Source organism: Rhodococcus sp. Z13_19A (genome assembly GCF_058133575.1).
Genome location: NZ_JBYUNN010000003.1, coordinates 203,844 through 229,277, shown reverse-complemented (window position 1 = coordinate 229,277; position 25,434 = coordinate 203,844). Strand labels below are relative to the sequence as shown.

The following is a 25,434-nucleotide window of genomic DNA, read 5'->3' as shown; positions in this document are numbered from 1 at the left end:
GCCCATCGGGTAGGACTTACCCCGTGCGCGCCATCCAGATCACCGCCACCGGCGGACCCGAGGTCCTCGTCCCCACCACCGTCGCCGAGCCCGTGCCGGGGCCGGGCGAGCTGCTGGTCAGCGTGGCCGCGGCGGGGGTCAACTACATCGACACCTACTACCGGACCGGCCAGTACCCGGTGGAGCTGCCGTCCGTGCCCGGCCTGGAGGGCGCCGGCGTGGTGCAGGCCCTCGGCGCGGACGTCACCGACTTCGCGGTGGGTGACCGGGTGGCCTGGTGCTCCGCACCGGGCAGCTACGCCGAGCAGGTTGTGGTGCCCGCCAGCGCCGCCGTGGCGGTACCGGCCGGCGTGCCGGACGACCAGGCGGCCTCGGCGCTGCTGCAGGGCATGACGGCGCACTACCTGCTCACCTCCACCTACCCGGCCCAGCCCGGCGACACGGTCCTGCTGCACGCCGGCGCGGGCGGGGTGGGGCTGATGCTGACCCAGCTGGCGGTGGCCGCGGGCGTCACCGTCATCACCACGGTGTCCACCGACGCCAAGGCCGAGCTCTCCCGCACGGCCGGCGCCGCGCACGTGCTGCGCTACGGCGACGACCTGGCTGCGCAGGTGCGCGAGCTGACGGCGGGCGAGGGGGTGGCGGCGGTCTACGACGGCGTGGGCGCGGCCACCTTCGACGCCAGCCTGGCCGCGCTGCGGGTGCGCGGGACCTTGGCGCTGTTCGGGGCCGCCAGCGGGCCGGTGCCACCGGTGGACCCCCAGCGGCTCAACGCGGCGGGGTCGCTCTACCTCACCCGCCCCACGCTGGCGCACTACACGCGCAACCGCCCGGAGCTCACCTGGCGGGCCGACGCCGTCTTCGGGGCCGTCGTTGACGGCACCCTGCGGGTGCGCGTGGGTGCCACCTACCCGCTGTCCGAGGCCGCCCAGGCGCACCGCGACCTGCAGGCGCGGTCCACCACGGGTTCGCTCGTGCTGCTGCCGGAGCCGAGCGGGAGGAACAGCTAGAGCAGGGTGGGCAGGTTCAGCACGGAGTCGACCGCGATGCCGATGAACAGCAGCGACAGGTACGTGTTGGACAGGTGGAAGAGCTTCATCGGGTTGGTCTGCCGACCGGCCTTGGTGGCCGCGTACAACCGGTGGGCCATCACCAGGAACCAGGCGCCGGTGAGCACGGCCACGGCGGCGTAGAGCCATCCGGTGGCCGGCAGCAGCAACAGGCTGACCGCCACCATCACCCAGCTGAAGAGCACGATCTTGCGCGTGACCTCCTGCGCGGTGGCCACCACCGGCAGCATCGGCACGCCGGCCGCGCGGTAGTCCTCCTTGTAGCGCATCGCCAGCGCCCAGGTGTGCGGCGGCGTCCAGAAGAAGATGATTCCGAACATGACCGCTGCCGGCCACTCCACCGTGCCGGTCACCGCGGCCCACCCGATGACCACCGGCATGCACCCGGCGGCACCGCCCCACACCACGTTCTGGGTGGTGCGGCGCTTGAGCACCAGGGTGTAGACGAGGACGTAGAAGAGGATGGTCGCCACGGCGAGGACGCCGGCGAACAAGTTGGTGGTGGCCCACAGCCAGAAGAAGGACAGCACGCCCAGCGCGAGCCCGAAGACCAGCGCGTGCCGGGTGGGCACGGTCTCTCGGGCGAGGGCGCGTCGAGCTGTGCGCTTCATCACCTTGTCGATGTCGGCGTCAGCCACGCAGTTGAGCGTGTTGGCGCTGGCCGCGGCGAGCATCCCACCGAACAGGGTGGTGAGCACCAGCAGCGGCAGGGGCAGCGGCAGCGGGTCGACACCGCGCTGCGCCAGCAGCATCGCCGGGATGGTGGTGACCAGCAGCAGCTCGATCACGCGGGGCTTGGTCAGCCCGACGTAGGCGCCCACCTTGGCGCGAAGGCGCTGACCAGCACCGTGGCCCGGCCCCGGCGTCGCCTGCGCTCGGCTGGTCCGTTCCGCTGTCCGCACCGCTTCTCCTCAAATAAGATTCGGCCGTCAGTACAGAACTGTGACCCTCTACCGCGAGCAATGGTAGACGGCCTGCGGGCCACCACCCGCCCCGCACCGAGGAGTGTGGCGAGAACGTCAGCCCCGGGGTGACGGGGGCATCGGCAGCCGGTGGCGCCCAAGATCATCGCCGACATCGTCATTGTGGTGCAGCCGCACTAGGCTTGGCCGCAGACAACGGGCAACCGGAGGCAGGACCCCGACGCCACCTTGTGCGCCGCACGGCGTTGACGTCGGGTCTCACCGCTGGTCCCACCCAGCAACAGTGTCAGGAGCCCCACGACGTGCCGGTGACCGCCGAGATCAGTGCCCTCACTCGACCCAACTACCCCGACGGCTGGTCGGAGCTGGACACCCGCGCCGTGGACACCGCGCGGGTGCTGGCCGCCGACGCCGTGCAGCACAAGGGCAACGGCCACCCCGGCACCGCGATGAGCCTGGCGCCGCTGGCCTACACCCTCTTCCAGCGGGTGATGCGCCACGACCCCACGGACGCGGACTGGATCGGTCGCGACCGCTTCGTGCTCTCCGCCGGGCACTCCAGCCTGACGCTGTACATCCAGCTGTACCTGGCCGGCTACGGGTTGGAGCTGCAGGACCTCAAGGAGCTGCGCACCTGGGGCTCGGCCACCCCCGGCCACCCCGAGCACCGGCACACCCCGGGCATCGAGATCACCACCGGCCCGCTGGGCCAGGGGCTGGCCTCGGCCGTGGGCATGGCGATGGCGGCCCGCCGTGAGCGCGGCCTGTTCGACCCGGAGCCGGAGCTGGGCGAGAGCCCGTTCGACCACCACGTCTACGTGATCGCCTCCGACGGTGACATCGAGGAGGGCATCACCTCCGAGGCGTCCTCGCTCGCCGGCACCCAACAGCTCGGCAACCTCGTGGTGATCTACGACGACAACAAGATCTCCATCGAGGACAACACCGACATCGCGCTGAGCGAGGACACCGCCAAGCGCTACGAGGCCTACGGCTGGCACGTGCAGGTGGTGGAGGGCGGCGAGGACGTCGTGGCCATCGAGCGGGCGCTGCTGGCAGCCCGGGACGAGACGAGCCGTCCCTCGATCATCGTGCTGCGCACCATCATCGGCTACCCCGCCCCGAAGAAGATGAACACCGGTGCCGCGCACGGTGCCGCCCTCGGCGACGAGGAGGTCGCCGCCGTCAAGAAGGAGCTGGGCTTCGACCCGGAGAAGTCCTTCGAGGTGAGCGACGAGGTCATCAAGCACACCCGGCAGGCCAAGGACCGCGGCACCACGGCGCACGAGGACTGGGAGCCCACCTTCCAGGCCTGGGCCGAGCGCGAGCCCGAGCGCAAGCAGCTGCTGGACCGGCTCCTGGGCCGCACGCTGCCCGACGGCTACGCCGAGAATCTCCCCACCTGGTCCACCGACGACAAGGCCGTGGCCACCCGCAAGGCGTCGGAGGCCGTGCTCAACGCCCTCGGCCCGGTGCTGCCCGAGCTGTGGGGCGGCTCGGCCGACCTGGCCGGCAGCAACAACACCACCATCAAGGGCTCGGACTCCTTCGGCCCCACGTCGATCTCCACCGACACCTGGACCGCCCAGCCCTACGGACGCACCCTGCACTTCGGGGTCCGCGAGCACGCCATGGCGGCGGCGCTCAACGGCATCGCGCTGCACGGGCCCACCCGCCCCTACGGCGGCACCTTCCTGGTGTTCAGCGACTACGAGCGTCCCGCGCTACGGCTGGCCGCGCTGATGAAGTCGGCCGTGATCCACGTCTGGACGCACGACTCCATCGGCCTCGGCGAGGACGGCCCCACCCACCAGCCGATCGAGCACCTGGCCACGCTGCGGGCCATCCCCGGCTTCAGCGTGGTGCGCCCTGGCGACGCCAACGAGACCGCCGCCGCCTGGAAGGCCGTGCTGGAGCGCCCCGAGGGCCCCGCTGGTCTGGCGCTCACCCGGCAGAACATCCCGATCCTGGCGGGCACCAGCACCGAGGGCGTCGCCCGCGGCGGCTACGTGCTGCAGGACGCCGAGGCGGGTCCGCTGCAGGTGATCCTCATCGGCACCGGCTCCGAGCTGCAGATCGCGGTGGCCACCCGGGAGACCCTGGAGGCACAGGGGATCGGTGCGCGCGTGGTCTCCATGCCCTGCGTGGAGTGGTTCGAGGAGCAGGACGCCGACTACCGGGAGTCCGTGCTCCCCGCCGCGGTCAAGGCCCGCGTGGCGGTGGAGGCGGCGTCGCCGCTGACCTGGTACCGCTACGTCGGGGACGCCGGCGAGATCGTCGGCCTCGACCACTTCGGTGCGTCCGCCGACTACGAGACGCTCTACCGAGAGTTCGGCATCACCGATGAGGCGGTGACGGCTGCCGCGCAGCGGTCCCTCGCCCGAGTGGAGGCATGACAACCATGACAGACGTGAACACCGCAGGCACCGGCCCTGCGACCGAGCAGAACCCGAACCTGGCCGCGCTGTCGGCGGCCGGGGTGAGCGTGTGGCTGGACGACCTCTCCCGGGAGCGGCTGCGCACCGGGAACCTGGCGCAGCTGGTGCAGACCCGCAGCGTCGTGGGCGTCACCACCAACCCGACGATCTTCGCCGGGGCGCTGTCCAAGGGCGACGCCTACGACGCCCAGCTGCGTGAGCTGGCCGCCCAGGGCGCTGACCTCGACACCACCGTGCGGGTGCTGACCACCGACGACGTCCGGGAGGCCTGCGACGTCCTGCGCCCGGCGTGGGAGGCCAGCAGCGGCCGCGACGGCCGGGTCTCCATCGAGGTCGACCCACGCCTGGCGCACGAGACCGACAAGACCGTCGAGCAGGCGGTCGAGCTGTGGAAGATCGTCGACCGGCCGAACGCGATGATCAAGATCCCCGCCACCGAGGAGGGGCTGTCGGCCATCACCCAGACCCTGGCCCAGGGAATCAGCGTCAACGTGACCCTGATCTTCTCCGTCGAGCGGCACCGTGCGGTGATCGACGCCTTCCTCGACGGGCTGGAGCAGGCCAGGACGGCCGGGCACGACCTCGCCACCATCGAGAGCGTGGCGTCGTTCTTCGTCTCCCGCGTGGACAGCGAGGTGGACAAGCGCCTGGAGGCCATCGGCACCCCGGAGGCGATGGAGCTGCGCGGCAAGGCTGCCCTGGCCAACGCCCGCCTGGCCTACGGCGCCTTCGAGGAGGTCTTCCAGGTCGGCTCCCGCTGGGCCGAGCTGGCCAAGGAGGGCGCCCGCCCGCAGCGCCCGCTGTGGGCCTCCACCGGAGTGAAGAACCCCGACTACTCCGACACCATGTACGTCAGCGAGCTCGTGGCGCCGAACACGGTGAACACCATGCCGGAGAAGACCCTGGAGGCCTTCGCCGACCACGGCGTGGTCACCGGCGACACCGTCAGCGACACCTCGGTGGCCGCCCAGGAGGTGTTCGACAGCCTGGAGCGCGTGGGCATCGACATCACCGAGGTCTTCCTCGCGCTGGAGAACGAGGGCGTGGAGAAGTTCATGGGCTCCTGGTCCGAGCTGTCCGAGACCGTGCAGGGCCAGCTGGACAGCGCCGCGAAGGCCTGAGCACGGCCGGCCCACCCGCCCCGAGCAACGAACGTCGAGCGACACCGAGGAGTACCTAGTGGCCCCTTCCGCCGGGTGGACCAACCCGCTGGCCGAGGGCTGGGTCAACCCGCTGCGTGACAGCAGGGACAAGCGGCTGCCGAGGATCGCCGGGCCTTGTGGCCTGGTGATCTTCGGCGTCACCGGTGACCTGGCCCGCAAGAAGCTGATGCCGGCCGTGTACGACCTGGCCAACCGAGGCCTGCTGCCGCCCGGCTTCGCGCTCGTCGGGTTCGCCCGGCGGGAGTGGGCCGACGAGGACTTCGGCAAGGTGGTGCACGACGCGGTGCGCGAGTACGCCCGCACGCCGTTCCGCGAGGACGTCTGGAACGCCCTCGCCGAGGGGTTCCGCTTCGTGCAGGGCAGCTTCGACGACGACGCGGCGTTCGACAGCCTGGCCGCCACCCTCGCCGAGCTCGACCGGGTGCGGGGCACCGGCGGCAACCACGCCTTCTACCTGTCGGTGCCGCCGGCGGCGTTCCCCACCGTCTGCGAGCAGCTGTCCCGCTCGGGCCTGGCCAAGCAGACCGACGGGGAGTGGCGGCGGGTGGTGATCGAGAAGCCCTTCGGCCACGACCTGCAGAGCGCCCGCGAGCTCAACGCGGTGGTCAACGAGGTGTTCCCCGAGGACTCGGTGTTCCGCATCGACCACTACCTCGGCAAGGAGACGGTGCAGAACATCCTGGCGCTGCGCTTCGCCAACCAGCTGTTCGACCCGATCTGGAACGCCCACTACGTCGACCACGTGCAGATCACCATGGCCGAGGACATCGGGCTCGGTGGCCGGGCCGGCTACTACGACGGCATCGGCGCCGCCCGCGACGTCATCCAGAACCACCTGCTGCAGCTGCTGGCGTTCATCGCCATGGAGGAGCCGATCAGCTTCGACCCGCACGAGCTGCAGGCCGAGAAGATCAAGGTGCTCTCCGCCACCCGGCTGGTGCAGCCGCTGGACGACACCACCGCCCGCGGGCAGTACACCGGCGGCTGGCAGGGCGGCCAGCAGGTGGTGGGGCTGCTGGAGGAGGAGGGCTTCGCCAAGGACTCCACCACCGAGACGTTCGCGGCGATCACCGTGGACGTGGACACCCGCCGCTGGGCGGGGGTGCCGTTCTACCTGCGCACCGGCAAGCGGCTGGGCCGGCGGGTCACCGAGATCGCGGTGGTGTTCAAGCGGGCGCCACACCTGCCCTTCGACAGCACCATGACCGAGGAGCTGGGCCAGAACGCACTGGTCATCCGGGTGCAGCCCGACGAGGGCATCACCATGCGCTTCGGCTCCAAGGTCCCCGGCAGCGGGATGGAGGTGCGCGACGTGAGCATGGACTTCAGCTACGGCCAGGCCTTCACCGAGTCCTCCCCCGAGGCCTACGAGCGGCTCATCCTGGACGTGCTGCTGGGCGAGCCGTCGCTGTTCCCGGTGAACGCCGAGGTGGAGCTGTCCTGGAAGATCCTCGACCCGGTCATCCGGCACTGGGCCGCGGAGGGGCGCCCCGAGCCCTACGTCTCGGGCACCTGGGGACCGGAGTCGGCGCACGAGATGATGGCCCGCAGCGGCCGCAGCTGGAGACGACCATGATCATCGACCTCCCGGCCACCACCACCGGCAAGGTGAACCGGCAGATCGTCGACCTCCGCAAGAGCGGCGGCGCGGTCACCCTCGGGCGGGTGCTCACCCTGGTGATCTCCACCGACGACAACGTGCAGACCGAGGCCATCATCGACGCGGCCAACGACGCCAGCCGGGAGCACCCCTGCCGGGTGATCGTGCTGGCTCGCGGTGCCCGCAAGGCCGCCACCCGCCTGGACGCACAGATCCGGGTGGGCGGTGACGCCGGCGCCTCGGAGGTGGTGGTGCTGCGGCTGTACGGCCCGCTCGCTGACCACGCCGCCAGCGCCGCGGTGCCCTTCCTCCTGCCGGACACCCCGGTGATGGCCTGGTGGCCCGGCGAGCCGCCGGCCAACCCCGCCGCCGACCCGGTGGGCCAGCTCGCCACCCGGCGGATCACCGACGCGTCCTCGTCCAAGAACCCCGGTCGTGCCCTGCTGCAGCGCGCGGCGAGCTACGCCCCCGGCGACACCGACCTGTCGTGGAGCCGGCTGACCACCTGGCGGGCCCTGCTGGCCAGCGCGCTGGACCAGCCGCCCTACGACCCGGTGCGCTCGGCGACGGTCACCGGTGGACCCGACTCCCCCTCCTCGGACCTGCTGGCCGGGTGGCTCGCGGCGTTCCTGGACGTGCCGGTCAAACGGGTGCGCAAGGGCGAGGGCCTGGGCTCGGTGGTGCTGGACCGGGTGTCCGGCCCGGTGGCGCTGGTGCGCCCGGCCGGCACCGCGGGGGTGCTCACCCAGCCCGGCCAGCCCGACCGGGCGGTGGCGCTGGGGCGCCGCCAGATCAAGGAGTGCCTGTCCGAGGAGATGCGGCGGCTGGACTCCGACGAGATCTACGCCCGCGCGCTGCAGGGGCTGACCATGGTGAAGCGATCCCGGTCGGCGACCTCCCGGTTCGCGGCGGACGACGGCTCGGCCAGCCACGAGGAGATGGTGTGAGCACGCCGCAGGTGGTGGTGCACAGCAACGCGGACGTGCTGGCTGCGGCCCTGGCGGCTCGGCTGGTGACCACGCTGGTGGACGCGCAGACGGCCAAGGGCAGCGCCTCGGTGGTGCTCACCGGCGGTGGGGTGGGCATCGCCCTGCTGGAGCAGCTGCGCAGCTCCCCCGCCTGCTACGCGGTGGACTGGTCCAGGGTGGACGTGTACTTCGGCGACGAGCGCTTCCTGCCCGCCGGCGACCCGGAGCGCAACGAGACGCAGGCGCGGCTCGCCCTGCTGGACCACGTCGGGGTCGATCCCGAGCGGGTGTTCGCCATGCCGGCCTCGGACGGACCCGACGGCGACGACCCGGAGGCGGCCGCCCGGCGGTACGCAGCGGTGCTCGCCGGGCAGGCCCAGCCGGAGGACCACGGCGCGGTACCTCGCTTCGACGTGCTGATGCTGGGCATGGGCGGCGAGGGCCACGTGGCGTCGATCTTTCCCGAGTCACCAGCGGTGCACGAGACCGAGCGCAGCGTTGTGGGGGTGCGCGGCTGCCCCAAGCCGCCGCCCACCCGCATCTCCCTGACCCTGCCCGCCATCCGGCAGGCCGCCCAGGTGTGGCTGTGCGTGGCCGGGGAGGCCAAGGCAGCCGCGGTGCAGCTGGCGCTGGAGGGCGCGGGCGAGGTGGCTCTGCCCGCCGCGGGGGCCACCGGCCAGCGACGCACCCTGTGGGCGCTGGACCGCTCCGCCGCGGCGCGCCTGCCCCGGGAGCTGCTGCCGCCGCTGAGCTAGCCGCGGACCGACACGACGCCGCCCGGCGGTCCCTCGCGGGACGGCCGGGCGGCGTCGTGAGATCAGCTGTGCTGGTCGATCAGTGGGCGGCGCTCAGACGTCGAGCTTGATCGCCAGGCCGATGCCGACGATGCAGACCACCCAGATCAGGCCGATGAAGATGGTGATCCGGTCGAGGTTCTTCTCCACCACGTTCGAGCCGGACAGGTTCGACTGCACGCCACCACCGAAGAGGGTGGACAGTCCGCCGCCCTTGCCGCGGTGCAGCAGGATGAGCAGGATCAGCGCCATGCTGGCGATGATGAGCACAATCTGCAGGAACAGCTTCATGTAAGTCCTAGCTCTTTGGTCGCTCGGTGGTCGGTCTCGGTCGTGCGCGCGCCCAGCCTAACGCCCTGGTCGCCGCCCCCTCTCGGGTGGCGGCGACCAGGACGTGTCCGGCTCAGGGCAGCGGTCCCCCAGCGGCGATCGCGCACAGGGTGGCGAACTCCTCGCCCTTGAGGCTCGCGCCGCCGACGAGGGCACCGTCGACGTCGTTCTCGGCGACGATCTCGCCGACGTTCTTGGAGGTCACCGAGCCGCCGTAGAGCACGCGGACCGCAGCCCCGGCGGCGGCGCCGCCGAGCTCCACGAGCTCCTTGCGCAGCGCACCGCACACCTCCTGGGCGTCGGCCGGAGTGGCCACCCGCCCGGTGCCGATGGCCCACACCGGCTCGTAGGCGACCACCACGGACGCCACCTGCTCCGGGGTGCAGCCCGCGAGCGAACCACGCAGCTGGTTGACCGAGTAGCTCACCTGGTCACCAGCCTCGCGGACCTCCAGGCCCTCCCCCACGCACACGATGGGCGTGAGGCCGTGCCGGAAGGCCGCAGCGACCTTGGCCGAGACCACGGCGTCGGTCTCCGCGTGCATGCTGCGGCGCTCGGAGTGTCCGACCACCACGTAGGTGCAGCCCAGCTTGGCCAGCATGGAGCCGCTGATCTCACCGGTGTAGGCACCCGAGTCGTGCGCCGAGACGTCCTGGGCCCCGTAGGTCAGCCGCAGCTTGTCCCCGTCGATCAGGGTCTGCACGCTGCGGATGTCGGTGAAGGGCGGCACGACCGCCACGTCCACCTTGTCGAAGTACTTGTCCGGCAGGGCGAACGCGATCTTCTGCACCAGGGCGATGGCCTCGAGGTGGTTGAGGTTCATCTTCCAGTTGCCCGCGATCAGCGGGGTGCGAGAGCTCTTTGCCGTCGTCATCACGCCTCCAGCACTGCGAGGCCGGGGAGCTCTTTGCCCTCGAGGTACTCCAGCGACGCCCCACCACCGGTGGAGATGTGCGAGAAGCCGTCCTCGGGCAGGTCCAGCAGGCGCACCGCCGCGGCGGAGTCACCGCCACCGACCACGCTGAACGCACCGTCGCGGGTGGCGGAGATGATGGCCTCGGCCACGCCTCGGGTACCACCGGCGAAGTTGGACATCTCGAACACGCCCATCGGGCCGTTCCAGAAGATCGTCCTCGCCTGCAGCAGACCACCGGTGAAGCGCTCCACCGTGGCCGGGCCGATGTCCAGACCCATGTGGCCCACCGGGATCTCGGTGGCGGGCACGGTCTGCACCGGCACGGTGCCGGAGAAGGCCTCCGCGACGACCAGGTCGACGGGCAGGTGGATCTTCTCGCCGAACCGCTCGAGCAGGTCGCGGCAGGTCTCGATCATCTCCGGCTGCAGCAGCGAGTCGCCGACCATGTGTCCCTGGGCGGCCAGGAAGGTGAAGCACATCCCGCCGCCGATGAACAGCGCGTCGACCTTCGGTGCGAGGGCCTCGATGACCGACAGCTTGTCGCTCACCTTGGACCCACCCAGCACCACCGCGTACGGCTTGGGCGAGTCGCCGGTGAGGGTGGCGAGCACCTTCACCTCCGCCTCGACCAGCAGCCCGGCGTGGTGCGGCAGGCGCTGGGCCACGTCGTATACCGACGCCTGCTTGCGGTGCACCACACCGAACCCGTCGGAGACGAACGCGCCGTTGGTGCCGGTGAGCGACACCAGCGCGTCCGCCAGCTCGCCGCGCTCCTCGTCGGACTTGGACGTCTCGCGCGGGTCGAACCGGATGTTCTCCAGCAGCAGCACGTCGCCGTCGGCCAGGTCGGCCGCGAGGCGCCGGGCCGAGGGGCCCACCACGTCGTCGGCCAGGGCCACCTGGCGGCCGAGCGCGTCGCCGAGCCGAGCCGCGACCGGGCCCAGCGACAGCGCGGGGTCGGGCTCGCCCTTGGGGCGACCCAGGTGCGCGGTGACGATCACCCGGGCGCCGGCCTCAGCCAGCGTGGTCAGCGTCGGGGCCGAGGCCTCGATGCGGCCGGCATCGGTGATGGTGCCGTCCTCGAGCGGGACGTTGAGGTCCGAGCGCACCAGGACGGTGCGTCCTGCGACGCCCGCGTCCAGGAGGTCCTGCAGAGTCTGCACAGCCCGGCTCAGAGCTTGGAGCCGACGAGACCGGTGAGGTCAACCAGGCGGTTGGAGTAGCCCCACTCGTTGTCGTACCAGCCGACGATCTTGACCTGGTTGTCGATCACCTTGGTGAGGCCGGAGTCGAAGATGCACGACGCCGGGTCGGTGACGATGTCGGAGGACACGATGGGCGCCTCGGTGTAGACCAGGATGCCCTTGAGCTCGCCGTCGGCGGCCGCGCGGAACGCCTCGTTGACCTGCTCCACCGTGACCGGCTTGGAGACGGTGACGGTGAGGTCGGTGGCGGAGCCGGTCGGCACGGGCACGCGCAGCGCGTAGCCGTCGAGCTTGCCCTTCAGCTGGGGCAGCACCAGGCTGATCGCCTTGGCGGCACCGGTGGAGGTGGGCACCACGTTGAGGGCGGCGGCGCGGGCGCGGCGCGGGTCCTTGTGCGGGCCGTCCTGCAGGTTCTGGTCGGCGGTGTAGGCGTGGATGGTGGTCATCAGGCCACGCTCGATGCCGAACGCCTCGTCCAGGACCTTGGCCATCGGGCCGAGGCAGTTGGTGGTGCAGGAGGCGTTGGAGATGATGTCCTGGCTGCCGTCGTAGTCGCCGTCGTTGACGCCCATGACCACGGTCAGGTCCTCACCCTTGGCGGGCGCGGAGACGATGACCTTCTTGGCGCCGGCGTCGAGGTGGCCGCGGGCCTTGTCGGCGTCGGTGAAGATGCCGGTGGACTCGATGACCACGTCGACGTTCAGCTCGCCCCAGGGCAGGGCCGAGGGGCCCTCCTTGATGGCGAGGGCCTTGATGCGCTGCTCGCCCACGACGATGTAGTCACCGTCGACGGAGACCTCCTGCGGCAGGCGGCCCAGGATGGAGTCGTACTTGAGCAGGTGCGCGAGGCTCTCCGGCGGAGTCAGGTCGTTCACCGCCACGATCTCGATGTCGGTGGAGCCGGCCGCGCGCTGCGCCTCCACCGCCCGGAAGAAGTTCCGACCAATACGACCGAAGCCGTTCACGCCTACCCGGACCGTCACAGTGCACTCCTCATCATCGGATGTCGCTGGAAACTCGGTGTTGCCAAAGCTCAGTACCGCGAGAAACTCGGTGCCACCAAGAGCAGCGGCGGTGAATCGTTGCTGGTCGCAAGTCCATTCCCACGAGCGGTGAAAATGGCCGTCTGACGGCGTCGATCACCCGTGCGGACCTGCTTGCGGCCTACCTTACCGGCCTGTGCGCGTGGGTTCTAACCCTCGTCCAGCATGTCTGCGGTGACCACGGACTCGGTGTCAGGAACACCGGTCTCCCTGGCTCGGCGGTCGGCCATGGACAGCAGCCGGCGAATACGTCCGGCCACCGCGTCCTTGGTCATCGGCGGGTCGGCCAGCTGCCCCAGCTCCTCCAGCGAGGCCTGCCGGTGCTGCACCCGCAGCGTGCCCGCCGCCGCGAGGTGCTCGGGCACGTCGTCACCCAGGATCTGCAGCGCGCGGTCCACCCGGGCCGCCGCCGCCACCGCCGCGCGGGCGGAGCGGCGCAGGTTCGCGTCGTCGAAGTTGGCCAGCCGGTTGGCGGTGGCCCGGACCTCGCGCCGCATCCGGCGCTCCTCCCAGGTCAGCCGCACGTCCTGGGCACCCATCTTGGTGAGCAGCGCACCGATGGCCTCCCCGTCGCGCACCACCACCCGGTCGGCACCGCGGACCTCACGCGCCTTGGCGGTGATGCCCAGCCGGCGGGCGGCCCCCACCAGCGCCATGGCCGCCTCAGGTCCCGGGCAGCCCACCTCCATGGCGGAGGAGCGGCCGGGCTCGGTGAGCGAGCCGTGGGCGAGGAACGCGCCCCGCCACGCGGCCTCGGCGTCGCAGAGCCCGCCGGCCACCACGGGCGCGGGCAGGCCGCGCACCGGACGGCCGCGGGGGTCGAGCAGCCCGGTCTGGCGGGCCAGGGCCTCACCGTCCTTGACCACCCGCACCATGTACCGGGTGCCCTTGCGCAGCCCGCCCGGGCTGAGCACGTGCACGTCGGAGGGGTAGCCGTACACCTCGTGGATGGCCTTGCGCAGCCGCCGGGCCACCGAGCCCGCGTCCACCTCGGCCTCCACCACGACCCGCCCGGCCACGATGTGCAGACCGCCCGAGAAGCGCAGGAGCGAAGCCACCTCGGCTCGGCGACAGCAGGTCTTGGTCGTCTCCAACCTGCTCAGCTCGTCCTTTACCGCTGCGGTCATCGCCACGCTGGCGCATCCTCTCCATCGATGGGGTCTGGGGTGACCGGGTGTGGGCTGCTCGGCCCTGGGGTGACCCGGTCTGCGGCGACGGTTCCCGCCGCCTCCGCCTCGGCGGAGCCGCCCTGGGCGAGGATGTCGGCCAGCACCTGGCCGAGCAGCGCCGGGTCGTGCGTCTCGGTGTCCTCCTTGGCCACGTCCGCGACCACCAGCCGTGCACCCAGCCGCTGGGCAACCCGGCTGACCTGCTCGGTCTCCTTGCCCGGGTGCACCGAGCGGCGGTCCACGACCACCGCGTCGAGGCGAAGCCCGGGAGCGTGCTGCGAGAGTACGTGCAGGTGTCGCTCGGTGCTGAACCCCGCCGTCTCCCCGGGCTGGGGGGCGAGGTTCAGCACCGCCACCCGCAGCGCCCTGGTGTTCAGCATCGCGGCCAGCAGCTCGGGCACCAGCACGTGCGGGATCACGCTGGAGAACCAGGAACCGGGGCCGAGCACCACCAGGTCGGCGGCGAGCACCGCGGCCACCGCCTCCGAGCACGCCGTCGGCTTGGGCGGCAGCAGCCGCACCCGGCGGACCTGCCCGGCGGTGGTGGCCACCGCGACCTGGCCGCGGATGGCGGTGGAGACGCGGGGGTCGTCCTGCAGCCCCGCCACGTCGGCCTCGATCTCCAGCGGGACCCGGCTCATCGGCAGCACCCGGCCCTGTATGCCGAGCAGCGAGCCCACCGTGTCCAGCGCGGCCACCGGGTCGCCCAGCACCTCGGCCAGGCCGGTGATGAGCAGGTTGCCCACCGGGTGCCCGGCGAGCGCGCCGTGCCCGCCGAAGCGGTGCTGCACCGCGGTCGACCACAGCCGGCCGTGCTCGCTGTCCGCCGCCAGGGCGGCCAGCGCCATCCGCAGGTCGCCGGGCGGCAGGGCACCGAGCTCGCGGCGCAGCCGCCCCGAGGAGCCGCCGTCGTCGGCCACGGTGACCACCGCGGTGACGTTCTCGCCCAGGTGGCGCGCGGCGCGGAGGGTGGCGTGCAGACCGTGTCCTCCGCCCAGCGCCACCACCGTCGGCGCGGGGGTGCTCACTCCCGTCCCAGGTCTCGGTGCACGACCTGCACGGTCAGGTTGTCGATCTCGCTGAGCCGCTGGGCCAGCTGCTCGCTGATGGCCACGCTGCGGTGCTTGCCGCCGGTGCAGCCCACGGCGAGGGTGAGGTAGCGCTTGCCCTCGCGCCGGTAGCCGGCGCTCATCAGCCGCAGCAGGTCGTGGTAGCGGTCCAGGAACTCCGCCGCACCCTCCTGGCCCAGCACGTAGTCGCGCACCGACGGGTCCTGCCCGGTGTTGTTGCGCAGCTCCGGCAGCCAGTGCGGGTTGGGCAGGAACCGCACGTCCACCACCAGGTCGGCGTCCATCGGCAGCCCGTACTTGTAGCCGAAGGACAGCACCATCACCTTGGTCTGCGTGGTCGCCTCGGTGCCGAAGGCGTCGTCGATCTTCTGGCGCAGGTCGTGCACCGACAGCGAGGTGGTGTCGATGACCAGGTCGGCCTCGGCGCGCAGCGGCGCGAGCAGCTCGCGCTCCTTGGCGATGCCGTCGGCCAGGCGGCCGTCGCCCTGCAGCGGGTGGCTGCGGCGGACCTGCTCGAAGCGCCGGATGAGCAGCGCGTCGGAGGCCTCCAGGAACAGCACCCGTGGGCGCAGCGTCTTGGCGTCGAGCTGGCGGATCACGTCGGCCAGGTCGGTGGTGAACCCACGGCTGCGCACGTCCATCACCACAGCGATCTTGGTGAGCCCCGCCCGGGACTGGGCCCCGAGGTCGACGACGGTGGAGATGAGCTCGGGTGGCAGGTTGTCCACCACGAACCAGCCCAGGTCCTCCAGCACCTTGGCCGCGGTGCTGCGCCCCGCCCCGGACAGGCCGGTGACGATGGCCACCTCGACACCGGTGGGTTCTGCACCCCCTGGGTCTGGGCTGGCCGGGTCTGGGCTGGCCGTCTCGGTCGCGACCTCCGGCTCGGTGCTCACGCGCGGTCCCCCTGCTCTGCAGTCACTGGTGCATCATCCTCTCCGCGCAGCGCGGTGAGAACCGCACGTGCCGTGGTCGCCCCCACACCGGGGACCTCGACGATCTGCTCGAGGCTGGCCTTGCGCAGGCGCGCAACGGATCCGAAGTGCGAGACCAGGGCGTTGCGACGACTTTCCCCCAGACCCGGCACCGAGTCCAGTGCCGAGGCCGTCATCCGCTTGCTGCGCTTGCTGCGGTGGAAGGTGATGGCGAAGCGGTGCGCCTCGTCGCGGATGCGCTGCAGCAGGTACAGCTCCTCGCTGCTGCGCGGCAGGATCACCGGGTCCTCCTCCCCCGGCACCCACACCTCCTCCAGGCGCTTGGCCAGCCCGACCACCGCCACGTCGCGCACCCCGAGCTCGTCGAGCACCGCGGCCGCGGCCGCCACCTGGGGCGCACCGCCGTCCACCACGTAGAGGTTGGGCGGGTAGGCGAAGCGCCGCGGACGGCCGGTGCTGGAGTCCAGCGGGGCCGCCTCCACCGGGGCAGCTGCGGGCTCGGTGCTGGCCGGGGCGGCGGCGTCGGTGGGCAGCGCCGGCTCGGGCGAGGCCCCCGACTCCGGTGGGGTGGTGCTGGTGTGGTGGCGCAGGAACCGGCGCCGGGTGACCTCGGCGATGCTGGCCACGTCGTCGGAGTGCCCGCCGCCGGCGGCCTCCTTGATGGCGTAGTGCCGGTAGTCGGACTTGCGGGGCAGGCCGTCCTCGAACACCACCAGCGACGCCACCACGTCGGTGCCCTGCACGTGGCTGACGTCCACGCACTCGATGCGCAGCGGCGCGGAGTCCAGCCCGAGGGAGCGCTGCAGCCCCTGCAGCGCCGCCGAGCGGGAGGTGAGGTCACCGGCGCGGCGCAGCTTGTGCTGGGCGAACGCCTCCTGGGCGTTGCGCGCCACCGTGGCGGCCAGGTCGCGCTTGTCTCCGCGCTGCGGCACCCGCAGGCGCACCTTGGAGCCGCGCAGCCCGCTGAGCCACTGCTCCAGCGCCTCGGAGTCCTCGGGCAGCTGGGGCAGCAGCACCTCGCGGGGCACCTGCTCGGCCGGGCTCGCGGTGCCGTCGGCCAGCGCGGCCTGCTCGCCGTAGAACTGGGTGAGGAACTGCTCCACCAGGTACGCGGTGGCGGCGGCGCTCAGCCCGTCACCCGCCGGGTTGTGGTCGGCGGAGTCGTCGTCGCCCGCCAGGTCGCCGGTGAGCTCCACCACCCAGCCGCGCTGGCCCCGCACCCGGCCGCCGCGCACGTGGAACACCTGCACCGCAGCCTCGAGGTCGTCCCCGGCGAAGGCCACCACGTCGGCGTCCGTGCCGTCGCCCAGCACCACCGCCTGCTTCTCCATGGCCCGCCGCAGCGCCCCCACGTCGTCGCGCAGCCGGGCCGCGCGCTCGAAGTCGAGCTCGTCCGACGCCGCCTGCATCTGCTTCTCCAGCTGGCGCACCAGCTTGTCGGTGCGCCCGGCGAGGAAGTCGCAGAAGTCCTCCACGATCTCCCGGTGCTCCTCGGCGCTGACCGCGCCGGTGCACGGGGCGGAGCACTTGTCGATGTAGCCCAGCAGACAGGGCCGGTCGATCTGCTTGTGGCGGTTGAACACCCCGGTGGAGCAGGTGCGAGCCGGGAACACCCGCAGCAGCAGGTCCAGGGTCTCGCGGATGGCCCAGGCGTGGGCGTACGGCCCGAAGTAGCGCACCCCCTTCTTCTTGGGGCCGCGGTAGACGAACAGCCGCGGGTACTTCTCGTTCAGCGTCACCGCGAGCACCGGGTAGGTCTTGTCGTCGCGGTAGCGGACGTTGAACCGCGGGTCGAACTCCTTGATCCAGTTGTACTCCAGCTGCAGCGCCTCGACCTCGGTGCCGACCACGGTCCACTCCACGCTGGCGGCGGTGGTGACCATCTGCCGGGTGCGCGGGTGCAGGCCGGACAGGTCGGCGAAGTAGGAGCTGAGCCGGCTGCGCAGGCTCTTGGCCTTGCCGACGTAGATGACGCGGCCGTGTGGGTCGCGGAACTTGTAGACCCCCGGCTGGTCCGGGATGGTGCCCGGAGCTGGACGGTAGGTGGACGGGTCAGGCACGGCTCAAGGCTAGGCCAGCACCACGTCAGGTCCGCTGACGGTCACCGCGACCGGCACCAGCGGCGTGCGGGCCGGGCCCTGCCGCACCGCGCCGTCGGCGGCGCTGAAGCGGCTGCCGTGCGCCGGGCACACCACCACCCCGTCCGATGGCGGGCTGACGATGCTGCCGGCGTGCGGGCACGCGGCCTGGTAGGCCTTGACGGTGCCGGCGGTGGGCTGGGTGAGCAGCACCTTGCCGTCCGGGCCGTTGACCACCGCGCCGCCGCCCACGGGGACCTCGGCCAGGGCGGCCAGCACCGTGCCTGGCTCCGAGCTGACCGGCGGGGTGCCGCCGCCCACCTTCCCGGCGGAGCAGGCAGCCAGCGCGCCGGGGGCGAGCAGGCCCAGGCCCAGGCCGCACAGCACGGTGCGGCGGGTGGTGCGCGGGGTCGAGCGGGTGTTCTGGTGGTCGGTGTCCTGGTGGTGCACGCTCATCGGTCTCGCTGGCTCCGGGTGGTGTCGCCGTAGGTGCGGTACATCTCGCGCAGCCGGTCCATCGCCGTCACCGCACGGTCCCCGTCGGTGGACTGCAGCGCCAGGATGGTGGCGTACTCGTCGTCGGGCAGCTCGATGCGGGCGAAGGACGAGCCCGGCGGGAAGCTGACGTCCTCCACCACCTCCCACGGGTACAGCTTCTCGCCGAGCACGTTGCGCACGGCGATGCCCGCGGCGCCCGCGCGCAGCCGGGGCCGGGCCAGCAGCAGCACGGCGCCGGCCATCAGCAGGCCGAACACCGCCATGGCCACCTGGTCGGCGGGACGGAAGTACACGCCGGTCCGGTCGCCGTGCAGCAGCAGGGCGATGGTCACCCAGAAGATGGCGATGGCCGCGGCGGCCACCACGGCCACCCGGCTGGTGCGTCGGGGGCGGGCCACCAGCACGACGAGCTCGTCGGGGGCAGGGGCGGCGCTGCGGTCGGCGGAGGGGGTGTCGGTCATGGCACTCATGCTTCTGTCTGGGTGCGTGCTTCTGCTTGCGTGCGCAGCTGGCGCAGGGTGAGCGCGGCGTCCAGGGCCGCCGCGGTGGCCTGTCCGCCCTTGTCCTCGGCGGAGTCGGGGAAGCCGGCCCGGTCGGTCGCCTGGTCCATGGTCTCGGTGGTGAGGACGCCGTTGCCGACCGGCGTGCCCTCGTCCAGGGCCACCCGGGTGAGCCCGGAGGTCACCGCGTCGCAGACGTACTCGAAGTGCGGGGTGCCGCCCCGCACCACCAGCCCGAGCGCCACCACCGCGTCGTGGGTGCGGGCCAGCTGCTGGGCGACGACGGGCAGCTCCACCGCACCGGCCACGCGGACGGTGGTGGGGCTGCGAACGCCGGCCTGCTCGGCCACCCGCAGCGCGCAGCCGACCAGCTGGTCGGTGATCTCGGCGTGCCAGCGGGTGGCCACCACGGCCAGGGTGAGCCCAGCCGCGTCGGCCGGGACCAGCTCCGGGTTTCCCTCGCCGCTCACGAGCGCCCGCTCGCCGGGACGTGCGGCAGGTCGAGACCGGCGGGCACGGTGTCACCGAGCTCGCCGTCGGGCACGTCGTCCAGGCCCTCCAGGTCGTGGCCCATCCGGTCGCGCTTGGTGCGCAGGTAGCGCAGGTTCTCCGGGTTGGCCCGCACCGGCATGGCCACCCGCTCGGTGATGCGCAGCCCGTAGCCGTCCAGCCCCACCCGCTTGGCGGGGTTGTTGGTGAGCAGCCGCATGGACTGCACGCCCAGGTTCACCAGGATCTGGGCGCCGATGCCGTAGTCACGGGCGTCGGCGGGCAGACCCAGCAGCAGGTTCGCGTCCACGGTGTCGGAGCCGGCGTCCTGCAGCTCGTAGGCCTGCAGCTTGTGCATCAGACCGATGCCGCGGCCCTCGTGGCCACGCATGTAGAGCACCACGCCGCGGTTCTCCGCAGCCACCGCGGCGAGCGCGGCGTCCAGCTGGGTGCCGCAGTCGCAGCGCAGCGAGCCGAACACGTCGCCGGTGAGGCACTCCGAGTGCACCCGCACCAGCAGGTCCTCGCCGTCGCCGATGGAGCCCCGGACCAGGGCCACGTGCTCCACGCCGTCGTAGAGGCTGCGAAAGCCCACCGCGACGAAGTCGCCGTAGACGGTGGGGATGCGGGCCTCGGCCACCCGCTCCACCTGCTGCTCGTTGCGGCGGCGCCAGGTGATCAGGTCGGCGATGGAGATCAGGGCCAGGTCGTGGGCGTCGGCGAACTCGCGCAGCTCGTCGGTGCGCGCCATCTCGCCGGGCTCCCGCTTGCTGACCACCTCGCAGATGACACCCGCGGGCTGCAGCCCCGCCAGCCGGGCCAGGTCGACCGCGGCCTCGGTGTGCCCGGGGCGGCGCAGCACGCCGCCCTCCTTGGCCCGCAGCGGCACCACGTGCCCGGGCCGGGTGAGCGAGTGGGCTCCCGCCGCCGGGTCGGCCAGCGTGCGGATGGTGGTGGAGCGGTCGGTGGCGGAGATGCCCGTGCCGATGCCCTCGCGGGCGTCCACGGTGACCGTGTAGGCGGTGCCGTGCTTGTCCTGGTTGGTGGAGTACATCGGCGGCAGCCCGAGGCGGTCGCAGTCCTCACCGAGCAGCGGCACGCACACGTAACCCGAGGTGTGCTCGACCATGAAGGCCACCAGCTCGGGGGTGGACTTCTCCGCGGCGAAGATCAGGTCGCCCTCGTTCTCGCGGTCCTCGTCGTCCACGACGACGACCGCCTTGCCCGCCGCGATGTCCGCGACGGCGCGCTCGATGCTGTCGAACCTGCTCACGTGCCTGCCTCCGTCTGTGTCACCGCATGATCCCACGCCTGGCCACCGGCACCGCCGGCCAGGTGCAGTCGCTCGACGTACTTGGCGATGACGTCAACCTCCAGGTTGACCACGGTGCCGGGCTGAGCCCGGCCCAGCGTGGTCAGCTCCAGCGTGGTGGGGATGAGCGAGACGGTGAACGAGCTGTCGTCCAGCGCGGCCACGGTGAGCGAGACTCCGTCGACGGTGATCGAGCCCTTCTCCACCACGTAGCGGGCGATGCTCTGCGGCAGGGAGATCCGCACCAGCTCCCAGTGCTCGGAGGGGGTGCGCTGCAGCACCTCGCCGGTGCCGTCCACGTGGCCCTGCACCAGGTGCCCGCCCAGGCGGCTGCTCAGCGAGGCGGCCCGCTCCAGGTTGACCACGCTGTCGGCGGTCAGCCCGCCCAGGCTGCTGCGCTGCAGGGTCTCGTGCATCACGTCCGCGGTGAAGGCGCCCTCGCCGAGCACGTCCACCACGGTCAGGCACACGCCGTTGACCGCGATGGAGTCGCCGTGCTTGGCGTCGGAGGTGACCACCGGTCCCTGCACGGTGAACCGGGCGGCGTCCGCGAGGTCCTCCTTGGCCACCACGTGGCCGAGCTCCTCGACAATTCCGGTGAACACGTCAGTCCGCCTCTCCTCGGCCACCCATCGGCCCCGCACTCACTCGTGGGACCGCACTCACTCGCACGTCGTTGCCCAGCAGCTGGACGTCTTCGGTCACCATCTGCAACGCATCGGTCATGGTGCGTACTCCAGCATCCCCCAGGGCCGCCACCCCGGACCCCAGCAGGGTGGGCGCGATGTAAGCAACGACACGGTCGACCAGCCCCGCGGCGACGAACGCCCCGGCCAGGGTGGCGCCGCCCTCGAGCAGCACGTCGTCGAGCCCGTCCAGCGCGGCCAGCACCTCGCGGGGGTCGTGGGTGCGCACCAGCAGGGTCTCCGCGGTGCCGTCGAGCACCTTGGCGTCGCGGGGCAGCTCCCGGGTGCCGACCACCACCCGCAGCGGCTGGTGCGCAGCCAGGCTGCCGTCCGGGCGCCGAGCGGTGAGCCACGGGTCGTCGGCCAGCACGGTGCCGGTGCCCACCACGATGGCGTCCAGGTGGGCCCGCTCGGCGTGCACCTGGGCGCGGGCCTGCTCGCCGGTCACCCAGCGGCTGGTGCCGTCGGCGGCGGCGGTGCGCCCGTCCAGGGTGGCGGCCAGCTTGTAGGTGACGTGCGGGCGTCCGGTGCGCTGCCGGTGCAGCCAGGCCCGCAGAGCACCGCGGGTGACCACCTGGTGCGGCGCGTGCACCGCGGTGACGCCGTGCTCGGCCAGGTGCGCAGCTCCCCCGGCGGCCGCGGGGTTGGGGTCGGCGACGGCGTAGTGCACGGCGGCGATGCCGGCCTCGACCAGCGCGGCGGTGCACGGCGGGGTGCGGCCGTGGTGGTTGCACGGCTCCAGGGTGACCACGGCGGTGCCGCCCCTGGCCGCCGCGCCGGCCTGGCGCAGCGCCTGCACCTCCGCGTGCGGACCGCCGGCGGGGGCGGTGCCGCCCGCTCCCACCACGATGCCGCCGGCGTTGAGGATGACGCAGCCCACCGGCGGGTTGGGGGCGGTGGTGCCGCGGACGCGCTCCCCCTGCGCGGCGGCCAGCTCCATGGCGGCGTCCACCGACACCGGGTGGGTGCCGCGGGGGTCCTGCTCCTCGCGCTGGTCCTCGTGCTTGCTCACCGGCGGCGCTCAGCCCAGCAGGTGGGCGGAGGACCCTGCCGCGCTCGCGCGCAGCGCCGCCACGGCCGCGGCGGGGTCCTCGGCGCCGTAGACCGCGGAGCCGGCCACGAAGCAGTCCACGCCGGCCTCCGCGGCAGCGTGCACGGTGTCGGCGTTGATACCGCCGTCGATCTCCACCAGCAGGGTGAGGTGCCCGGTGTCCACCAGGTTGCGCACCGTGCGGGCCTTGCCGAGCACCTCGGGCATGAACGACTGGCCGCCGAAGCCGGGCTCCACGCTCATCACCAGCAGGGTGTCGAACTCGCGCAGCACCTCGAGGTAGTCCTCGATGGGCGTGCCGGGCTTGACGCTCAGCCCGGCCTTGGCACCAGCGGCGCGGATGTCCCGGGCCACCGCCACCGGGTCGTCGGTGGCCTCGGCGTGGATGGTGACGTTGTGCGCACCGGCCTCGGCGTACCCGGGTGCCCAGCGACCGGGGTCGTCGATCATCAGGTGACAGTCCAGCGGGATGTCGGTGGCCTTGAGCAGGCTCTCCACCACCGGCAGGCCCAGGGTGAGGTTGGGCACGAAGTGCGCGTCCATCACGTCCACGTGCAGCCAGTCGGCCCCGTGCACGGCCGCGGCCTCCTCGGCGAGACGGGCGAAGTCGGCGGACAGGATGGACGGGGCGATCATCGGCGCAGCCACGGTGCAGCAGTCTAGGCGCCGCGCCGGGGTCACCCGTGTCCCCGTGCGCCTGTCCCCGTGCGCCCCTGCGCCTGTGTCCCGTGCCGCCTGTGCCCCTGGGTCCCGGGCCCGCGGCGGCCCGCCCGGCTCAGCTGCGGGTGAGTGCGGCCAGGAACATGGCGTCGGTGCCCTGGCGGTGCGGCCACAGCTGCGCGTGCGGGCCGTCCCCGAGGCGGTCCACGCCGGGCAGCAGCTCGCGGACGTCCAGCTGGGTGGCACCGCTGCGGCGCACCGCGTCGGCCACCACCGAGGTGGTCTCGGACAGGTGCGGCGAGCAGGTGGCGTAGAGCACCACGCCGCCCGGGCGGACCAGGCGCAGCGCTGAGGCCAGCAGCTGGCGCTGCAGCGCGGCCAGCTCGGGCACGTCGCTGGACTGGCGGCGCCAGCGCGCCTCGGGACGGCGGCGCAGGGCACCCAGGCCGGTACAGGGGGCGTCCACCAGGACGCGGTCGTAGCCGGGCGTCAGGCCGGGGTCGCGGCCGTCCACCACGTGCACGTCCACCGGCAGGTCGCGGGTGGTCTTGCGCACCAGCTCGGCGCGGTGCGGGGTGGGCTCCACCGCGTCCACCCGAGCGCCGTCGATGGCCGCGATGGACGCCAGCAGCGCGGCCTTGCCGCCGGGGCCGGCGCACAGGTCCAGCCAGCGCCCGCCGTCCGGGCCGTCCAGCGGGGCCAGGGTGAGCGCACGGGCCACCAGCTGGCTGCCCTCGTCCTGCACCCCGGCCAGGCCCTCGCGCACCGCCTCGAGGTCGCCGGGGTCGCCACCGGCGTCGAGGTACACCGCGTAGGGCGAGTAGCGGCCCGGCTCGCCGCCGGTGACCGCGGCCAGCTCCTCGGCGCTCATCTCCCCCGGCCGCGCCACCAGGTGGACGGTGGGACGGGTGTCGTCGGCGGCCAGCGCCTCGGGCAGCTCGGCGGCCTCGGCGCCCAGGGAGTCGGCGAAGGCCTGGGCGATCCAGCGCGGGTGGGCGTGGGTGAACGCCAGCCGGCCCACCGGGTCCTCGGCGGCGTCCGGCGCCAGCTGCGCCACCCAGCCCGCCTCGTCCTGCTTGCTCACCTTGCGCAGCACCGCGTTGACGAAGCCGGCCCGGGCAGTGCCCTTCTCGGCGCGGGCCAGGTCCACGGCGGTGGACACCGCGGCGTGCATGGGCACCCGGGTGCGCAGCAGCTGGTAGGCGCCCAGTCGGAGGATGTCCAGCAGCACGCCGTCCACCTCCTCCAACGGGCGGTCCACGCACTCGCCGAGGACCGCGTCCAGCAGCCCCTGCGCGCGGCAGGTGCCGTAGGCCAGCTCGGTGGCCAGCGCGGCGTCGCGGCCGCTGATCTTGCGGTCGCGCAGCATCTTCGGCAGCACCAGGTTGGCGTAGGCGTCGCGCTCGCGCACCGCGGTGAGCACCTCGCGCACGGCGCCGCGCACGGGATCGACGTCCACCGGTCCCGCGGCGGGCCTGGGCCGGCGGCTGCCGCCGGTGCGCTTGGCCGGGCGGCGTGACTCAGTCATCGTGCGGTGGTCCTGTCCGTGGGGGTGTGCTGGGTGGTCTCGTGCTGGGTGGTCTCGGGCTGGGTGGTCTCGTGGTGCGGGCTGTCGAGGCGGGCGGTGTCGTCCAGGCGGGCGCCGCGGGCCCAGTCGCCGGCGCTCATCATCTTCTTGCCCGGCGGCTGCACCTGGCTGAGCCGGACCGGCTGCGTGGCGGTTCCCACGAGCACACCGTCCTTGCCCACCTGCAGCTGCCCGGGCGGCAGGGCCGGCTCGTCCACCGGGAGCACCGGACCGAGCTTCAGCCGGACCTCGCCCATGGTGGTCCACGCGCCGGGCGCCGGGGTCACCGAGCGCACCACGCGGTCCACCGCCAGCGCGGGCAGCGTCCAGTCCACCCGCGCGTCGGCCGCAGTCACCTTGGGCGCCAGGGACACCCCGTCGGTGGGCTGCTCCACCGCCGTCAGGATGCCGTCCTCGATCCCGTCCATGGTGGAGCTCATCAGGGCCGCGCCGGAGTCGGCCAGCCGCGCCAGCAGCGCTCCCGCGGTGTCGTTGGGGCGGATGGTCTCGGTGACGATGCCGAACACCGGGCCGGTGTCCAGGCCCTCCTCGATGCGGAAGGTGCTGGCGCCGGTGACCGCGTCACCCGCACGGATCGCCGACTGCACGGGCGCGGCCCCGCGCCAGGCGGGCAGCAGCGAGAAGTGCAGGTTCACCCAGCCGTGCCGCGGGATGGCCAGGGCCGCCGGGCGCAGCAGGGCGCCGTAGGCGACCACCGGGCAGCAGTCCGGCTCCAACGCCCGCAGCTGGTCCAGGAAGTCCGGGTCCGAGGGCGACGTCGGGGTGAGCACCGGGACACCGTGGGCGTCGGCGAGCTGGCCGATCGGCGAGCGCACCACCTTGCGGCCGCGCCCGGCGGCGGCGTCGGGCCGGGTGATCACCGCGACCACCTCGTGGCGGGCGGAGTCGAGCAGGCGCTGCAGGGTGGGCACGGCGGGCTCGGGGGTGCCGGCAAAGACCAGCCGCACG

Annotated in this window: 24 protein-coding genes; 6 read left to right on the top strand and 18 right to left on the bottom strand. The window is 72.8% G+C overall.

Going from position 1 to position 25,434, the window contains the following annotated elements; translation table 11 throughout:
• Positions 1-23 precede the first annotated feature (23 nt).
• A complete protein-coding gene (locus AC3YNX_RS12180; protein WP_489995623.1) occupies positions 24-1,010 on the top strand; it encodes a quinone oxidoreductase family protein in 987 nt (328 codons plus the stop codon).
• Here AC3YNX_RS12180 and AC3YNX_RS12175 read toward each other — a convergent pair.
• Complete coding sequence (locus AC3YNX_RS12175) at positions 1,007-1,972, bottom strand: heme o synthase (RefSeq protein ID WP_127783111.1); 966 nt, start codon at positions 1,970-1,972, stop codon at positions 1,007-1,009. The two genes, AC3YNX_RS12180 and AC3YNX_RS12175, sit on opposite strands and share 4 nt — an antisense overlap.
• A 323-nt stretch (positions 1,973-2,295) precedes the next feature.
• Here AC3YNX_RS12175 and tkt point away from each other — a divergent pair, with 323 nt between their 5' ends.
• Genes tkt through pgl form a run of 5 tightly spaced genes read left to right on the top strand, consistent with a single transcriptional unit; the run spans position 2,296 to position 8,917 of the window.
• A complete protein-coding gene (gene tkt / locus AC3YNX_RS12170; protein WP_489995622.1) occupies positions 2,296-4,389 on the top strand; it encodes a transketolase in 2,094 nt (697 codons plus the stop codon).
• Positions 4,386-5,552 (top strand): transaldolase, encoded by a 1,167-nt coding sequence (gene tal / locus AC3YNX_RS12165; RefSeq protein ID WP_489995621.1) that lies wholly within the window; start codon positions 4,386-4,388, stop codon positions 5,550-5,552. Before tkt ends, tal begins: the two co-directional genes overlap by 4 nt.
• Before the next feature lie 58 nt (positions 5,553-5,610).
• A complete protein-coding gene (zwf, locus tag AC3YNX_RS12160; protein ID WP_241248874.1) occupies positions 5,611-7,170 on the top strand; it encodes a glucose-6-phosphate dehydrogenase in 1,560 nt (519 codons plus the stop codon).
• Positions 7,167-8,141 carry a glucose-6-phosphate dehydrogenase assembly protein OpcA gene (gene opcA, locus AC3YNX_RS12155; protein ID WP_489983053.1) on the top strand — a complete coding sequence of 325 codons (975 nt, stop codon included), beginning with the start codon at positions 7,167-7,169 and terminating at the stop codon, positions 8,139-8,141. Before zwf ends, opcA begins: the two co-directional genes overlap by 4 nt.
• A complete protein-coding gene (gene pgl / locus AC3YNX_RS12150; RefSeq protein WP_489995620.1) occupies positions 8,138-8,917 on the top strand; it encodes a 6-phosphogluconolactonase in 780 nt (259 codons plus the stop codon). The genes opcA and pgl overlap by 4 nt, the downstream gene beginning before the upstream one ends.
• Before the next feature lie 93 nt (positions 8,918-9,010).
• On the opposite strand, the gene secG is transcribed toward pgl, so the two are convergent.
• The 17 genes from secG to fmt all read right to left on the bottom strand — a co-directional run bounded on the left by secG (position 9,011) and on the right by fmt (position 25,433).
• Positions 9,011-9,247: a preprotein translocase subunit SecG gene (gene secG, locus AC3YNX_RS12145; protein ID WP_127783115.1), complete on the bottom strand. Its 237-nt coding sequence runs from the start codon at positions 9,245-9,247 to the stop codon at positions 9,011-9,013.
• Between the two features lie 112 nt (positions 9,248-9,359).
• Positions 9,360-10,160 (bottom strand): triose-phosphate isomerase, encoded by an 801-nt coding sequence (gene tpiA, locus AC3YNX_RS12140; RefSeq protein ID WP_489983051.1) that lies wholly within the window; start codon positions 10,158-10,160, stop codon positions 9,360-9,362.
• On the bottom strand, positions 10,160-11,365 hold the full coding sequence (locus tag AC3YNX_RS12135) for a phosphoglycerate kinase (protein ID WP_489995619.1): 1,206 nt from the start codon (positions 11,363-11,365) through the stop codon (positions 10,160-10,162). Before AC3YNX_RS12135 ends, tpiA begins: the two co-directional genes overlap by 1 nt.
• Positions 11,366-11,373: 8 nt before the next feature.
• Positions 11,374-12,390 (bottom strand): type I glyceraldehyde-3-phosphate dehydrogenase, encoded by a 1,017-nt coding sequence (gene gap / locus AC3YNX_RS12130; RefSeq protein ID WP_127783118.1) that lies wholly within the window; start codon positions 12,388-12,390, stop codon positions 11,374-11,376.
• Between the two features lie 209 nt (positions 12,391-12,599).
• Positions 12,600-13,583, bottom strand: a complete 984-nt coding sequence (gene whiA / locus AC3YNX_RS12125; protein ID WP_127783119.1) for a DNA-binding protein WhiA — start codon at positions 13,581-13,583, stop codon at positions 12,600-12,602.
• Entirely contained in the window at positions 13,574-14,647 is a 1,074-nt protein-coding gene (locus AC3YNX_RS12120; protein ID WP_489995618.1) for a gluconeogenesis factor YvcK family protein, read from the bottom strand. The genes whiA and AC3YNX_RS12120 overlap by 10 nt, the downstream gene beginning before the upstream one ends.
• The gene (gene rapZ / locus AC3YNX_RS12115) at positions 14,644-15,495 is read right to left on the bottom strand and encodes an RNase adapter RapZ (RefSeq protein WP_241249893.1); all 852 of its coding nucleotides are present in this window, start codon (positions 15,493-15,495) and stop codon (positions 14,644-14,646) included. Before rapZ ends, AC3YNX_RS12120 begins: the two co-directional genes overlap by 4 nt.
• Before the next feature lie 86 nt (positions 15,496-15,581).
• Positions 15,582-17,684 carry an excinuclease ABC subunit UvrC gene (gene uvrC / locus AC3YNX_RS12110; protein WP_489995617.1) on the bottom strand — a complete coding sequence of 701 codons (2,103 nt, stop codon included), beginning with the start codon at positions 17,682-17,684 and terminating at the stop codon, positions 15,582-15,584.
• Positions 17,685-17,693: 9 nt separating this feature from the next.
• Positions 17,694-18,158 (bottom strand): Rieske (2Fe-2S) protein, encoded by a 465-nt coding sequence (locus AC3YNX_RS12105; RefSeq protein WP_489995616.1) that lies wholly within the window; start codon positions 18,156-18,158, stop codon positions 17,694-17,696.
• Positions 18,155-18,661, bottom strand: a complete 507-nt coding sequence (locus AC3YNX_RS12100) for a PH domain-containing protein (protein WP_489983049.1) — start codon at positions 18,659-18,661, stop codon at positions 18,155-18,157. Before AC3YNX_RS12100 ends, AC3YNX_RS12105 begins: the two co-directional genes overlap by 4 nt.
• 5 nt (positions 18,662-18,666) lie before the next feature.
• Positions 18,667-19,170, bottom strand: a complete 504-nt coding sequence (gene ribH, locus AC3YNX_RS12095; RefSeq protein WP_489983048.1) for a 6,7-dimethyl-8-ribityllumazine synthase — start codon at positions 19,168-19,170, stop codon at positions 18,667-18,669.
• Entirely contained in the window at positions 19,167-20,462 is a 1,296-nt protein-coding gene (locus AC3YNX_RS12090) for a bifunctional 3,4-dihydroxy-2-butanone-4-phosphate synthase/GTP cyclohydrolase II (protein ID WP_127783126.1), read from the bottom strand. The genes ribH and AC3YNX_RS12090 overlap by 4 nt, the downstream gene beginning before the upstream one ends.
• Entirely contained in the window at positions 20,459-21,106 is a 648-nt protein-coding gene (locus AC3YNX_RS12085) for a riboflavin synthase (RefSeq protein ID WP_127783127.1), read from the bottom strand. The genes AC3YNX_RS12090 and AC3YNX_RS12085 overlap by 4 nt, the downstream gene beginning before the upstream one ends.
• Before the next feature lies 1 nt (position 21,107).
• Positions 21,108-22,127, bottom strand: coding sequence for a bifunctional diaminohydroxyphosphoribosylaminopyrimidine deaminase/5-amino-6-(5-phosphoribosylamino)uracil reductase RibD (ribD, locus tag AC3YNX_RS12080; RefSeq protein ID WP_489995935.1), 1,020 nt, complete (start codon positions 22,125-22,127; stop codon positions 21,108-21,110).
• Between the two features lie 81 nt (positions 22,128-22,208).
• Positions 22,209-22,886 (bottom strand): ribulose-phosphate 3-epimerase, encoded by a 678-nt coding sequence (gene rpe, locus AC3YNX_RS12075; RefSeq protein ID WP_489995615.1) that lies wholly within the window; start codon positions 22,884-22,886, stop codon positions 22,209-22,211.
• Between the two features lie 127 nt (positions 22,887-23,013).
• A complete protein-coding gene (locus tag AC3YNX_RS12070) occupies positions 23,014-24,426 on the bottom strand; it encodes an RsmB/NOP family class I SAM-dependent RNA methyltransferase (RefSeq protein ID WP_127783129.1) in 1,413 nt (470 codons plus the stop codon).
• Positions 24,423-25,433 (bottom strand): methionyl-tRNA formyltransferase, encoded by a 1,011-nt coding sequence (fmt, locus tag AC3YNX_RS12065; RefSeq protein ID WP_489995614.1) that lies wholly within the window; start codon positions 25,431-25,433, stop codon positions 24,423-24,425. The genes AC3YNX_RS12070 and fmt overlap by 4 nt, the downstream gene beginning before the upstream one ends.
• Between the last annotated feature and the right edge of the window lies 1 nt (position 25,434).